Here is a 12,071-nt window from a genome sequence, read left to right as displayed (position 1 = left end):
AGCGCTCCTGCGCTAGTTGCGTTCCCCAGCTCGCTGAGACACGGCAAACAACTGTTTCCGATGCTCGTACGCGCCCCGCTTGGCCGAGGAGCGGGTGGTGGAGCTCCACGGGGCCGGGTTCTGCCTTTCCCCGGGGCGTGCGGCCCAATCGATCACCTGGTTGCCCGATCGCCGTTCTCTGGGGCGCGCCGCGTCTGCAGCGATCGCCGGTTTTGTCCGCCTGCGACCGGGCGGCGAGGTTCGGCAGCCGGTCAGGTTCTGGGGTGTCGCCCGCACCCCAATCGGCGCTCCGGGTTCAGGGCTGGATGCGACGAGCTGCACCCCAACTGCGCGTCCGCGAGGGAAGCGCCGAACCGCCCCACCTGCCACCCCAATCGCAGTCCTGCCGCCGCCCGTGAATTGGGGCTGCCGACCGCCTCAGCGTCAGCACCCCAATTCACGGGTTCGCCTGCGGATTTGGGGTGCCAGGTGGGGTGTGTCGCCGGGGTGGTCCACTCCGGCTGGCTTGGGGTGGTCGAACCATCTCTGGTCGGGTAGCGCTCCTCCCCTCTTCGGGCCGGAGACAGGGCTCTCTGCGAACTGCCGTGGGGACCTCCGCCGGACGCGGAACGAACGTCAGCAGAGCTGTGTATAACGAACTATACGGCGTGGCTGAGTGTCATCTCGCGGGCGGCCGAGCCGACCTGACCGCAGCCGTTCGAGGGCCGGCGGTCCCCTTGGGGGCAGGTGCCACCTGGCCAAGAAGCGCAGGGCCGCGGTGACCGAGGCCAGCAACGGTCACGGCTTGGCCAGCGAGATCGCCGACCAACTCGGCCACGTCAGTGCACGCGGTCTACAAGGCACGCCGCGCTCGGAATGGCTCGACCTGACCGTTGAGGCGCCCCTGCGTCCTCGGGGAGCGCGAAGTTTCCGAAGGCCCTCGCACGTAGCAGGTTGGACCTGACCGCAAGGCCGCCGGCTGAAACCAGGGGCGACGCAGTCATCGGCCCCGCGCATCCCAGCGCCGCGGCGAACAGATATCCGCCTGCTCCCTGGTTCCCCCGTCGGCGACGTGTCCCTTGATCGCACCAACCCAGAAGCCCAAGAGGGCGGAAACGACTGCGCCCCGCCAATCCTCGGGAGGAAAGGCGGGGCGCATCCTGTGTCCAGGAAGGGGCGTGCTCAGTTAGGACTGCGCAGTTACTCCGCTCGGCGGGTGAAGAAGTCAAGATCGACCGCAGGGCCAGCGTGCTTGGCGATGAACTCGTCCAACTCGAAGCGATGCTCGACGAGGAACTGCACGATCAGTTCGCCAACCTGTCGCTGATCCAGCTTGTAACGCGCGCCCAGCACGCTGGTCATCGTCCTGCCGGTCTCGTAATGGCCCTCGGAGATGCGCAGGCCCCAGACCTTGGCGTTCGCCAGCTGCTGCTTCTCGGTCATCTCCAGATCGCCCTCGCCGGCAACGTTCACGGCCGGGCTGGTCGACAGAGGCGGTCGGGCTGGCTTTTCACCACCACCAGGAAGAGCGCCGCGGCGACGTGTACGCGGTTGCTCGCCGCCGGGGACGGCACCGTCGCCATCCGGGTAGTCGTCGTCTTTGGCCATGATCAGATCTCCTCGTTGATGGTGGTCGTGGCCAGCTGGTGAATCCTGCTGGCGATCGGCTTGTAATGCGCGGTCAGCGCGGTTTTCTCGGCACCGTCTTCAAGGAACGCGACAGGCTTCAACTGGTCGTCAAGCCGCGACAACGTCGCTCGCAGCGGAACAGTGCCCCAGTGCCGTTCCTCGCCGAGGTCGTCGATGATTCGCTTCGTCCAGTGCTGATGGTTCTTCGTCTGCTCCCGGACGGCATTGATGACGAACCCCACGATGTCAAGGTCTGGGACAAGCAGCTTCTCCCGGACGTAGTAGAGCTGCGCCTGAGTTCGTTTCAAGCCCCGGTAGGAGCGGAAGCTGGGCTGCGTTACGAGCATGACGTCATCGGCGTCTGCCCATGCCATCTGCGGAAGAACGCCAAGCGAAGGCGGACAGTCGTAGAGAGTGACGTCTACGTCGTCGTCAGTGCCCTCGAGCGCCGCGCGCAAGCGCAAGTAGTGATCAAGGTTAGGGGCGACCGAATTGGCCTCTTCGAGATCGAAGCGCGCTGGGATGAAAGTGAGGTTTGGACCCCAAGGCACATCCCATCGGCATGCCTGGATTGCCTTAGAAGCCGTGCCGGTCACTAGTCGCTGACGCTGATATGCATCGGTGATTGCTTCGAAGACGCTGGGAGCGTCCTCTTCTTCCTTGACCTCGAACCCGAGCGCCGCTGATGAGTCGGCTTGCGGGTCAAGATCGATGATTCGAACACGCAGGTTGTAGAGCGTGATCAGAAAGACTGCAAGGTTGATGACCTCGTTCGTCTTGCCAACTCCGCCCTTGTTGTTGCACACAGCGAGTCGATAGCTCACACGAGCACCCCTCCCGAGACTGCGAACGTTAAGACGTTACGAACTTAATGATGAGCGTTAAGAACGTAACTCTCTAACGTCTCCTAGTCACGCATGAGTGCGCGTGTCGTCTTCATTGGACCTCGTCTCCTGGCTGTTCTTGCAGGTGGGAGACCAGTCGAGAGCTACTCGGCGGCGCGCTTGAGCGCGTCGAGCCGTTCGGCGAGCTCGGAGGCCTGCTGCGCGGCCAGTGCGCGGGCGACTTGGTCGGCCTGCCCGGCCGCCGCTTCGAGCAGTGCCGAGACGGCGACGTGCCGGGGAGTGTCTCCGCCGAGCGTGTTCTGAACCTTCCGGACGGCCTGGTCGAAGCCGTCGAGTGCGGACTTGGAGGCGTACAGGGAGCCGCGTTTCATGCCGGGCGCGTCGGCCTTGGGGCTCCGGCCAGGCGGGGTGCTGGATGTCGGCATAGGAGAGAGCGTAAGCCCATACCGGCCCGGACCGCGTGCATCCGCGACCCCGCAATATGTATGACCAGGTAATCACCTGTATGGGCCATGTATGGGCGTGTGCGGGTGGGTTATGGTGGGTTGATGAGCGAGATCGATGAGTTCGAGGCGCTGGGGCGGGTCACCGTCGACGGGCGCCGTCGGGTGCCGCTCGGGCAGGCCGATGCCGAGCCGAAGGCCCGCTACACCGTGTTCGTCGGATCCGGCGGCGAGATTCTGCTGCGCCCGGTGCGCGGCGGGACGGCCGGCGAGGAGGCGGCGGAGACGACCGCGCGGCAGCCGAAGCCGGCGGGGCGGTTCGGCGTCAGCCCGGCCGGTTGCCCGGTCTCCAGCGTCGGCGGGCCTGCCGCATAAGCCGCCGGGTGACCTGCGCTGACACGCCGTCCAAAGCATGAGTCGCGCAGGCCACCCGGTTCCAGCCCCGCTTCCTGCATTCGCCAGAACACGAAAAGGGGGACCTTCAGTGTCTCATCAGGACCGCGCGCTCGACAGCGCGCTCGCCTACCACCAGCTCGTCGCCGACGGCATCGACAGCGCCGAGGGCCACCGCGCGGCCGCGAGCCTCGCCGGCGACGTCGCCCGCGCCTACGACACGCTCGCGGAATCCGCCGGTGCCGCGTCGATGGCGCAGGCGTTCGCGACGGCCGCGCGCAAAGCCCGCCGCACCCGCGAGGCCCATCTGGCCGTGGCGGGCCTGGCCGACGAGATCACCGCGATCGGCGAGCAGGTGAGCGGCCGATGACCCGGCTGCGCCGCCGCCGTGCCGAACAGGCCCGGCGCCGCAACCGCGTCTTGCTGCTGGCGGGCCTGGCCGGGTTCGCCGTCGCGGCCGTCGTGTTCTTCGCGGCCGGGCTGGTCGGGCCCGGCCTGGCGGCGGCGGTCGCCGGCGCGCTGACGGTGGTCGCGGCCGGGTGGCATGCCCGGCCGGCCAACTGGTCGCCGGAAGGCCGCGCGGGCAAGCGGCGGTGACCGGTCGTGGCTCTGGTCGAACTGGAGCTGTGGGACGGGCGGCGCACCTGGTGCCACGGCGTCCGCGAGGGCTTGCCCTGGTGGAAGTGGCGGTGGGCCCCGGACGGGCTGATGACCAAGCGGCAGCTGCACGCCGCCGGGCGGCGGCTGCGTCCCGGCCAGGAGCCCTACGGCCTGATCACCTGCCATCGCGGCAAAAGAGTGGGCGTGCTCTGGCGCGTTGACCAGACGCTGCCCGCGGCCCGGGTCACCGATGCGAAACGCGCCGCGGTCGCGGCGATGGAACGCGGCGCCCGCACCTGCCGCGGCTGCGGCGAAGTCCGCAGCTACCGGATCCCGGCCAGCACCCGCCGCTGCTGGGACTGCATGGACGAGACCGGCGACTACGGCCAGTCCGCCGTCGCCTGACCCCGAAACCCCTGTGACCCTTGGAGGAACCGATGGGCGCCAGCACCATCGAATGGACGGACCTGACCTGGAACCCCGTCACCGGCTGCGACCGCGTCTCCGCCGGCTGCGACAACTGCTACGCGCTGACCATGGCCAAGCGGCTGCAGGCGATGGAAGCCCGCCGGATCGAACTCGGCCAGCTCGACCCCGCGCGGGCGAAGTACCAGGCCGACGGCGACCCGCGCACGTCCGGGCACGGGTTCGGCCTCACCGTGCACGAGGACGTCCTCGCCGACCCGCTGCACTGGCCCGGCGCACGGAAAGTGTTCGTCAACAGCATGAGCGACCTGTTCCACGACCAGGTCCCCGACAGGTTCATCGCCGCGGTGTTCGCCGTGATGGCCCTGACCCCGCAGCACACCTACCAGCTGCTGACCAAGCGCCACGTCCGGATGCGGTCCCTGCTGGGCCGCGCCACCTTCGCCCACCTGGTGGCCGAAGAGGGCCGCGCCCGCTTCGCCGGCTGCCAGCAGGACTGGCTCGCCGCCGGAGCGATGCTCGGCGGCCGGGCCCTGCCCAACGTCTGGCTCGGCGTCTCGGCCGAGGACCAGGCGACCGCGAACCTGCGGATCCCGGCCCTGCTGGAAACCCCGGCCGCCGTCCGGTTCGTCTCCGCCGAGCCGCTGCTGGGACCGATCGACCTGACCAGGCTGCAGCGCCGTCCCGGCGGCCCGTTCGTCGACGCCCTGGCCGGCGACGTCCGCGACCACGACGGCACCGTCTACGCGGCCGCGCCCGGCTGCCTCGACTGGGTCGTCGCCGGCGGCGAATCCGGCGCCGGAGCCCGCCCGATGCACCCCACCTGGGCCCGGAGCCTGCGCGACCAAGCCCGCTACGGCAGCCCGGACGGCACCGGCCGGGATCCGTGGGTCGACGCGGAGCCCGACGCCTACATCCGCGACCACGACGGCCGCACCGTCGACGAGGCGACCGCGATGCGCGAGGACGGGCCCTGGTGCGGCGTGTTCCGGGTCGGCAAGACCCGCGCCGGCCGCCTGCTCGACGGCCGCACCTGGGACGAGTACCCGGCGGCGACCCGATGACCGCGGTCGCCGACTCCCCGGTCCTGGCGCTCACCGTGCGCCCGCCCTGGTCGCACTGGCTGGCCGCCAGGATCAAGACCGTCGAGAACCGCACCTGGGTCCCGCCCGGCGAATGGCGGGGAAACTCGTGATCCACGCGGGGCAGACCCTCGACCGCACCGGTTTCTGGTTCGCCGCCCGCCTCGGCCACCGCGTCGGCGAGGACGAGGTCGCCCGCGGCGAGTACCTCGCCGTCGCAGCGCTGGCTGACGTCCATCTCGCCGGCGCCGACTGCACGGGCGACTGCGCCGACTGGGGCGAGCCCGGCTGCTTCCACTGGCTGCTGGCCGACGTCCGCCGCCTCACCAGCGTCGAGGGTCGCGGCCGCCAGCGCCTGTACGTCCCGCCGCCCGACGTGATCGAGCAAGCGCTCGCAGCCTGACCAACTGCACGACCAACCCGTCCGCGAGAGACAAGGAAATCCGCAATGACCACCATGAACACCGCCGCGATCCGGTTCGCTGTCGTGTCCGTCGTCCGCTCGGCCGCGCACCAGCTCGCCGACTACTGGGTCCGGACCGACCACCAGGCCGTCACCAAGGGAAAGCCCGGTGCTGAGGGCGGCGCGGCCGCGCTGGCGCACGTCGCCTCCGATTCCCTGGTGTCGGCAGCCGCCGTCGCGGTCGCGGACCGGCTGTTCGGGCTCGGCCTGTCGGTCCGCGGGCAGGTGCTCGGAGAGCTGGTCAGCGCGACCAGCCACTACGCGGCCGACCGGCGCGAGCACGGCCTGCTCTTCCCGCTCGCCCGCCGCCTGGGGAAAGGCAGCTTCCTCGAACATGGCGGCGCGCCGCTGCTCGATCAGGCTTGGCACTCCGTGTTCACCGCCGCCGCAGCTGGCGTGACCGCTTTGGACGCCGACTGAACTTCTGCTTCTGCCGGCGGCCCGCGTGCCTGCGGGCTCCCGCGCAGCCGAACCCGACAAGGAAAGGGAAACCGATGCCTGCCTCCCAGTCTGCCGCTCAGCAGCAGGAGTGGCCCGCTCCGTGGTTCACCGCCGACGTGGTCCTGATCTCCGAAGGCCACGGATCGGCCGCGCACGTGCTGCTGGTGCGCCGCGCCTCCTGGTCGGACGCGTACCCGGACCACTGGGCGCTGCCCGGCGGTTTCGTCAACCCGGGCGAGACCAGCCGGGCGGCCGCCGCCCGCGAGCTGGCCGAGGAAACCGGGATCGAGATCGGCCAGGACCGGCTCCTGCTGGCCGCGATCGGCGACGCCCCGCATCGCGACTCCCGGCACTGGACCGTGTCCGCCGTCTACGCCGCGCTGATCGGCGAGATGCCGGCCCCGGTCGCCGCCGACGACGCGGCCGAGGCCGAGTGGATCCCGGTGGAGCAGGCGTTGGCCGCGTGGCTGGCGTTCGACCACAACCACCTGCTGCAGGAGTCCGTCGCACGGCTCCGCTGACACCGAGCCCCGTCCGCCCAACAACCCGTCATGGAAGGAACACACCGATGTCCGAAGCGAAATCTGCCGAACCGGCGGCGGCCGACGCGCCGTACGTGGTCGGCCAAGGCGGCGACTGGAAGCACGCCGTCCCCCGCGGCCGCGCCGCGGCCGTGCTGGTGCCTCCCCGCCGTGCCACCCTGGTCGCCGTCGCGCTGTGCGGGGACCCGGCGGTCCCCGTCCCGTCCTGGGGAGGTTTCGACCGCGCCAACCCGCTGTTCGCCGCCGACCGCGGTGCCGGGCGCTGCCCGCACTGCGTGTGGCGGTTGGCGTTGGAACAGCGCGCCGGGGCCGCCGAGCTGGCCATGCTCACCCCGGTCGGGCGCGACCTGACGGTGCTGACCCGGTTGCTGCCGGACCCGATGCTCGTCGTGCGGATCTGCGAGGCGATCCTCGCCCGGGCCGAGGACGACTACGACCGGGACCATCCGCACGTCGCGCAGCTGCTCGGGCACGTCACCGCGCACGCTCCGCAGATCCTGGTCCCCGAGGAGTGCGCCGAAGGCGGCTGCGAGCACGTGCGCGACGACGGGGTCGCGTTCTGCCCGCGTCCGGACGCGACGGTCGCCTGCGCGGTGTGCAGCGTCCGCGCCGGAATGTGGGCGGGGGAGTGGGAAGGGCAGTTCGCGGTCGAGTGCATCGTGGCCGCGCCGTGCGACGTGCTGCGCACCGCCGCCCGCTACTTCGGCATCGCGGCCGACGGCCCCGGCTCCGCCCCGCACGCCCAACAGGGGACCGGACGGCCCTCCGCCTCGGGGGTGCGCGCATGACCGCCGCGAGGATCGCGGCCGCGGTCTCCGCCGCCGTGCTGACGGTGCTGGCCGTGACCGGATGCCGCCCGGTCCCGGGCGGGACCGGGGCCGGGGATCCGCACCGGTCAGCCGTCGAGCAGTTCCAGGAGCCCGCGCACGACCAGGAGGATCCGGACAAGGCCTTGGTGGTCTGCGACGAGAACGGCGCGATCGTCGAGTACTCCCCGCGGACGCCCGCCGGCCGCCGCTACGCCGAGAAGTTCTGCGGCACCGACTACGCCGGAATGATCGAGGACGGCCTGCGGGAGCGGGGCATCACCCGCTTCGGCGGATAGCCCGCCGCGGTCCCGGCCGCGTTCGTTTCCGCATCCGGCCCGGCTGGCCAGGACGGCCCGGATGACCGACCAGATCGACCACTTGCCACCGCTCACCACACCGACCCCGAGGGAGACCGACGATGAGCACCACCGCGACCCAGCTGGCGGTCCGCCGCGAACTCGACGAACAACGCCCGATCCGGACCGCGCGGATCCCGCTGGCGAAGCTGCGCGTGCACTCCCGGCACGTGCGCCGCGACATGGGCGACCTGGCCGAGCTGGCCGAGTCGCTGGCCAACGACGGCCAGCACCAGACGATCACCGTGGAACGCCGCGGCGAGGTCTGCCAGATCCTCGACGGGCACCGCCGCTTCTGCGCCGCGTCGATCGCGGGGCTGCGGGGCCTGAACGCCGAGATCGTGCCCGCCCGCACCGACGCCGAGGCGATGGCGATCATGCTGACCACCGGCGTGCACACCAAGCCGCTCTCGCCCGCCGAGCGCAGCCGCGCCGTGCGCGAGCTCGTCGACGACGAGCGCATGCCGATCGCCGAGGTCGCCGCCCGCTGCGGCGTCACCCCGGCCACGGTCCGCCGCTGGTACCAGGCCGAGGACCCCGCTGCGGAGACCGCGCCCGCGAGCCCGGCCGCGCCGGCGGCCGCAGTGCCGCGTCCGCGCCGGACCGCCGAGAACCGCGCCCGGACCCGCCGAACCTCGATCGGCGTCAGCCACCTGCGGGCCCTGGCCGACGCGTGGGCCGGGCGCTGCGAGCAGGGCCTGTCGGCGGCGGATGCCCAGGCGCTGATCGCCGAGATCCGCGCACTGGCCGCAGGCACCTCCTGACCGCCGGATCTCCCTTGTCCGATCCGGACCGGATCCGCCGAACGTGTATACACCGCCCATACATACGTGTGGGCGGTGTATACTTAGCATTGGATACGGCAAACAATCGTTTGACGTAGTTGAGCTGAGTCGCTAGGTTCGGATCGGCGCTCCCGCCCGCGCCTGCGGCGCGACCAGCACAGACGCAGCGGAACGACGCGAAAACCGTTGGGAGACAAGGCGAACATGGCAGAGGCATCGACGTTGCGCGGGGACCTGAACGCCGTGGTCGGCGAGGTCGCCGCGCAGTACCACGAGCGGGACGTCGAGGCCCGCATGATCACGATCGGGATCCTGGCGAGCGCGCACACGCTGCTGCTGGGGCCGCCGGGGACGGCGAAGTCCGCGATCGTGCGGGAGCTGACCTCGCGGATCACGGGGGCGGTGAACTGGGAGATCCTGCTGTCCAAGTTCACCGCGCCGTCGGCGATCTTCGGGCCGATCGACGTGGGGGCGCTGGCGCAAGGGGAGTACCGGCAGGTCTACGCGGGGCACGCGACCGAGGCGAACATCGCGTTCCTGGACGAGATCTTCAAGTGCTCGAGCGCGGCGCTGAACAGCATGCTGGCCTACCTCAACGAGCGGGTCTACCACCCCGAAAGCGGCGGCTCCCCGGTCGAGTGCCCGCTGATCAGCGCGGTGTGCGCATCGAACGAGCTGGGGGAGGACGAGGCGACCGCGGCGCTCTACGACCGGCTGCTGATCCGGCTGGAGGTCGACTACCTCGCCGAACCGGACAGCTTCGAGCAGCTGCTGCGCTCGGCCGTCGCGTCCGCAGGCGGCGGGGCCGAGGTCCGGACGACGGTGACGCTGGCCGACCTGCGGCACGCGATCGGCCGGGAGGTGCCGGCGGTGGAACTGCCGGCCGCGGTGATCGCGTCGATCCGCGACCTGCGCGCGGAGCTGCGGCAGAAGGAGATCGTCAGCTCGGACCGCCGGTGGAAGTCGGCGGTCCGGGTGCTGCAGGCCTCGGCGTGGCTGGACGGCCGCGACGAGGTCGTGGTCGACGACCTCGCGGTGCTCAACCACGTGCTGTGGGACGTCCCCGCCGCCAAGACCACGGTCGCACGGATCGTGCGCGGCTATCTGTCGGCGGGCCAGCGCAAGGTCGGCGACCTGCTCGACGAGGTCGACAAGATCGCCCTCGACCTCGGCAAACGCCTGGAGAACGCGCGCAAGAGCCTCGACCCGGACGAGAAGCACCCCGACTCCGCGATCGCCGAGCAGCTGAACGAATGGGGACTGCGGACCAACCTGGCGCTGGCCGACATCGGCCGGAAACTGCGCCGCGGCATGGCCACGGCGGCGGCGGAGAACCGCAACACCGGCGAGCACCAGCGCGCCCTCAACCGCACGCAGCAGGTCTACGCGCAGCTGATGACCACGGTCCTGGGCATCGGCGCGGACCAGGTGCCCGACGTCGGGGCCGGCCGCTGATGGCCGGGCGCACGACGCTGGGGCAGCTGCGCGGGCAGGCGCAGCCGTGGCTGTCGCGGCCGGCGCGGCGTCCCGTCGACGAGCCGGTGGTCGACAGCCCGGACCGCGCCGACCTGGCGGTCTGGGACAAGATCCGCTCGGAATCGGCGCTGCTGCGGGAGCTGGAGCGCCGCCTGGCCAAGGACCACGGCGTGGAAGGCCTGGTCAGGGACGTGTGGACGGCCGCGTACGCGCGCACGCCGCAGCTGCTCGGCCCGGACGAGGTCACGCCCCGGCAGCGGTCCCGGCGCGCGGTCGCGGCCGCCATGCTCGGCACCGCCGAGTACCGCGAGCTGCGGGAATCGACCGTCGGCGATGCCTACGCCTCGGCGCTGGCCGTGCTGTCGATGGGCACCGACCTGGCCGTGATGCTGTGGGCACTCGACGAGAAGAACGCCGGCAAAGACGAGCGGCAGGCCCGCCGGGACACCGACCGCCGCGCGAAAGACGTACGCGACCGCTTCAAGAAGGCCCAGGCCGCCGCCGCCGAGAACGCCGGCGACAGCGACGGCTCCGGAGCCGATCGCGACGGCGATAACGCTGACGCTGATCGGGACGACGCCGGAGCCGGGGACCTCGGCGGGCAGGACGGTTCGGAAGCGCCCGGGAAGGACGCGGAGGGTCGAGTTCGACAGGATCCGGAGGCGGCGGAGGTGCCGCGCCCGGAGGCCGTCGACGTGCAGCGCGCCGTGACCGAGGCCCAAGCCGCAGAACAGGACGAAGCCGCCGCGCTGGCGGCGCTGGCCGCGCTGGGCGAGGGCGACGAGGCCGGGGAGCAGGCCGCTATGGCGGTCCGCGCGACCGCGCGGGAGTCGCTCGCGGCCGCGGTCGAGGAGGTCGCCGCGCAGGAGACAGCCATGGCGGGCTGGGGCCTGGGCACGCAGGTGCAGGAACGGCTCGACCCGGACTATCGGCTGGGGCTGGCCAAGAAGCTGAACACCCCCGAGCTCAAGATGTTCGCCGAGATGATCGGCCGGTTCGCGCAGCTCGCACGGGCCCAGCGGGCCCGCCGGGTGGAGCACGCCCGCGGCGAGTACGTCGGGGTGAGCATCGGCGACGACCTGGGCAGCCTGATCCCGGCCGAGCTGGTCAACCTGGCCGTCCCGGCGCTGCGCGCCAGCTTCGCGGCCCGCTACGCCGAACAGCAGCTGATGATCTACGAACAGCGCGGCGACGACCACGAGGGACAGGGCGCGATCATCGCCTGTGTCGACGTGTCCGGCTCCATGGGCGCGATCGACTACCGGACCGGGTACTCCGCCGAGGCCTACGCCAAAGCGATGGCGCTGGCCCTGCTGGACCAGGCCCGCGCCGCACGCCCGGCCCGCGACTGCGTGGTGATCCTGTTCGCCAGGGACGTCGTGGACGTGTTCCGGTTCCCGGCAGACCGGCCGGTCGACCAGCTCGACCGGGTCCGCCTGGCCGCCGCGCCGCTGGCCGGGGGCACCAAGTTCACGGAACCGCTGCGCCTCGCGGTGCGGCTGCTGGACGAGGAGTTCAACACCGTCGGCCGCCAGCGCGGCGACGTCGTGTTCGTCACCGACGGCAAGTGCTTGCTGCAGGAGGAATTCCTCGACTGGTGGCGGTCGGAGAAGAAACGTCTCGGGTTCCGCTGCTTCGGCGTCCTGATCGAGGAAGTCCGCCGGATCTGGCGGCCTGCCTACGGGGACGGCGGGGCGGAAGAGATCGCGGCGAGCGTGCTCGGCACGTTCTGCGACGACGTCCGCAGCATCGCCGACCTGGCCGACACGCACGCCACCGCCGACATCTACCGCGCCGTGTGA

Annotated in this window: 17 protein-coding genes; 14 read left to right on the top strand and 3 right to left on the bottom strand. The window is 71.3% G+C overall.

Annotated elements, in window-relative coordinates; translation table 11 throughout:
* Window positions 1-1,179: 1,179 nt before the first annotated feature.
* The 3 genes from ACZ7OI_RS48095 to ACZ7OI_RS48085 all read right to left on the bottom strand — a co-directional run bounded on the left by ACZ7OI_RS48095 (window position 1,180) and on the right by ACZ7OI_RS48085 (window position 2,878).
* On the bottom strand, window positions 1,180-1,587 hold the full coding sequence (locus ACZ7OI_RS48095; protein WP_470270804.1) for a hypothetical protein: 408 nt from the start codon (window positions 1,585-1,587) through the stop codon (window positions 1,180-1,182).
* 2 nt (window positions 1,588-1,589) lie between these two features.
* On the bottom strand, window positions 1,590-2,432 hold the full coding sequence (locus tag ACZ7OI_RS48090; RefSeq protein WP_470270803.1) for a ParA family protein: 843 nt from the start codon (window positions 2,430-2,432) through the stop codon (window positions 1,590-1,592).
* A 164-nt stretch (window positions 2,433-2,596) separates the two neighbouring features.
* The gene (locus ACZ7OI_RS48085; RefSeq protein WP_470270802.1) at window positions 2,597-2,878 is read right to left on the bottom strand and encodes a hypothetical protein; all 282 of its coding nucleotides are present in this window, start codon (window positions 2,876-2,878) and stop codon (window positions 2,597-2,599) included.
* Between the two features lie 123 nt (window positions 2,879-3,001).
* Between ACZ7OI_RS48085 and ACZ7OI_RS48080 the strand changes: the two genes are divergently transcribed.
* The 14 genes from ACZ7OI_RS48080 (at window position 3,002) to ACZ7OI_RS48015 (ending at window position 12,071) form a co-directional block, all read left to right on the top strand.
* Window positions 3,002-3,271, top strand: coding sequence for a hypothetical protein (locus ACZ7OI_RS48080; RefSeq protein ID WP_470270801.1), 270 nt, complete (start codon window positions 3,002-3,004; stop codon window positions 3,269-3,271).
* A gap of 109 nt (window positions 3,272-3,380) precedes the next feature.
* Entirely contained in the window at window positions 3,381-3,659 is a 279-nt protein-coding gene (locus tag ACZ7OI_RS48075) for a hypothetical protein (protein WP_470270800.1), read from the top strand.
* Window positions 3,656-3,886, top strand: a complete 231-nt coding sequence (locus ACZ7OI_RS48070) for a hypothetical protein (RefSeq protein ID WP_470270799.1) — start codon at window positions 3,656-3,658, stop codon at window positions 3,884-3,886. Before ACZ7OI_RS48075 ends, ACZ7OI_RS48070 begins: the two co-directional genes overlap by 4 nt.
* Window positions 3,887-3,892: 6 nt before the next feature.
* Window positions 3,893-4,294, top strand: coding sequence for an RRQRL motif-containing zinc-binding protein (locus ACZ7OI_RS48065; RefSeq protein ID WP_470270798.1), 402 nt, complete (start codon window positions 3,893-3,895; stop codon window positions 4,292-4,294).
* Window positions 4,295-4,326: 32 nt separating this feature from the next.
* Window positions 4,327-5,379: a DUF5131 family protein gene (locus ACZ7OI_RS48060; RefSeq protein ID WP_470270797.1), complete on the top strand. Its 1,053-nt coding sequence runs from the start codon at window positions 4,327-4,329 to the stop codon at window positions 5,377-5,379.
* Entirely contained in the window at window positions 5,376-5,510 is a 135-nt protein-coding gene (locus ACZ7OI_RS48055; protein WP_470270796.1) for a hypothetical protein, read from the top strand. The genes ACZ7OI_RS48060 and ACZ7OI_RS48055 overlap by 4 nt, the downstream gene beginning before the upstream one ends.
* Entirely contained in the window at window positions 5,492-5,800 is a 309-nt protein-coding gene (locus ACZ7OI_RS48050; RefSeq protein ID WP_470270795.1) for a hypothetical protein, read from the top strand. Before ACZ7OI_RS48055 ends, ACZ7OI_RS48050 begins: the two co-directional genes overlap by 19 nt.
* 45 nt (window positions 5,801-5,845) lie before the next feature.
* The gene (locus ACZ7OI_RS48045; RefSeq protein ID WP_470270794.1) at window positions 5,846-6,280 is read left to right on the top strand and encodes a transcriptional regulator; all 435 of its coding nucleotides are present in this window, start codon (window positions 5,846-5,848) and stop codon (window positions 6,278-6,280) included.
* Window positions 6,281-6,354: 74 nt separating this feature from the next.
* Window positions 6,355-6,822 (top strand): NUDIX domain-containing protein, encoded by a 468-nt coding sequence (locus ACZ7OI_RS48040; RefSeq protein ID WP_470270793.1) that lies wholly within the window; start codon window positions 6,355-6,357, stop codon window positions 6,820-6,822.
* Between the two features lie 47 nt (window positions 6,823-6,869).
* The gene (locus ACZ7OI_RS48035; protein ID WP_470270792.1) at window positions 6,870-7,631 is read left to right on the top strand and encodes a hypothetical protein; all 762 of its coding nucleotides are present in this window, start codon (window positions 6,870-6,872) and stop codon (window positions 7,629-7,631) included.
* The gene (locus ACZ7OI_RS48030; protein ID WP_470270791.1) at window positions 7,628-7,948 is read left to right on the top strand and encodes a hypothetical protein; all 321 of its coding nucleotides are present in this window, start codon (window positions 7,628-7,630) and stop codon (window positions 7,946-7,948) included. The genes ACZ7OI_RS48035 and ACZ7OI_RS48030 overlap by 4 nt, the downstream gene beginning before the upstream one ends.
* Before the next feature lie 122 nt (window positions 7,949-8,070).
* Entirely contained in the window at window positions 8,071-8,772 is a 702-nt protein-coding gene (locus ACZ7OI_RS48025) for a ParB/RepB/Spo0J family partition protein (RefSeq protein ID WP_470270790.1), read from the top strand.
* A 225-nt stretch (window positions 8,773-8,997) separates the two neighbouring features.
* A complete protein-coding gene (locus ACZ7OI_RS48020; protein ID WP_470270789.1) occupies window positions 8,998-10,248 on the top strand; it encodes an AAA family ATPase in 1,251 nt (416 codons plus the stop codon).
* Window positions 10,248-12,071, top strand: a complete 1,824-nt coding sequence (locus ACZ7OI_RS48015; RefSeq protein WP_470270788.1) for a VWA domain-containing protein — start codon at window positions 10,248-10,250, stop codon at window positions 12,069-12,071. The genes ACZ7OI_RS48020 and ACZ7OI_RS48015 overlap by 1 nt, the downstream gene beginning before the upstream one ends.

The sequence above is a fragment of the Amycolatopsis sp. NPDC114503 genome (assembly GCF_055633655.1).
This window is presented reverse-complemented; position numbering and strand designations above follow the sequence as displayed.

Bases quoted from the DNA above. Each gene is read 5' to 3' on its own strand.
- ACZ7OI_RS48060 (WP_470270797.1), top strand. From the start codon at position 4,327: ATGGGCGCCAGCACCATCGAATGGACGGACCTGACCTGGAACCCCGTC.
- ACZ7OI_RS48080 (WP_470270801.1), top strand. From the start codon at position 3,002: ATGAGCGAGATCGATGAGTTCGAGGCGCTGGGGCGGGTCACCGTCGAC.
- ACZ7OI_RS48055 (WP_470270796.1), top strand. From the start codon at position 5,376: ATGACCGCGGTCGCCGACTCCCCGGTCCTGGCGCTCACCGTGCGCCCG.
- ACZ7OI_RS48035 (WP_470270792.1), top strand. From the start codon at position 6,870: ATGTCCGAAGCGAAATCTGCCGAACCGGCGGCGGCCGACGCGCCGTAC.
- ACZ7OI_RS48050 (WP_470270795.1), top strand. From the start codon at position 5,492: ATGGCGGGGAAACTCGTGATCCACGCGGGGCAGACCCTCGACCGCACC.
- ACZ7OI_RS48040 (WP_470270793.1), top strand. From the start codon at position 6,355: ATGCCTGCCTCCCAGTCTGCCGCTCAGCAGCAGGAGTGGCCCGCTCCG.
- ACZ7OI_RS48045 (WP_470270794.1), top strand. From the start codon at position 5,846: ATGACCACCATGAACACCGCCGCGATCCGGTTCGCTGTCGTGTCCGTC.
- ACZ7OI_RS48085 (WP_470270802.1), bottom strand. From the start codon at position 2,878: ATGCCGACATCCAGCACCCCGCCTGGCCGGAGCCCCAAGGCCGACGCG.
- ACZ7OI_RS48070 (WP_470270799.1), top strand. From the start codon at position 3,656: ATGACCCGGCTGCGCCGCCGCCGTGCCGAACAGGCCCGGCGCCGCAAC.
- ACZ7OI_RS48015 (WP_470270788.1), top strand. From the start codon at position 10,248: ATGGCCGGGCGCACGACGCTGGGGCAGCTGCGCGGGCAGGCGCAGCCG.
- ACZ7OI_RS48095 (WP_470270804.1), bottom strand. From the start codon at position 1,587: ATGGCCAAAGACGACGACTACCCGGATGGCGACGGTGCCGTCCCCGGC.
- ACZ7OI_RS48025 (WP_470270790.1), top strand. From the start codon at position 8,071: ATGAGCACCACCGCGACCCAGCTGGCGGTCCGCCGCGAACTCGACGAA.
- ACZ7OI_RS48020 (WP_470270789.1), top strand. From the start codon at position 8,998: ATGGCAGAGGCATCGACGTTGCGCGGGGACCTGAACGCCGTGGTCGGC.
- ACZ7OI_RS48030 (WP_470270791.1), top strand. From the start codon at position 7,628: ATGACCGCCGCGAGGATCGCGGCCGCGGTCTCCGCCGCCGTGCTGACG.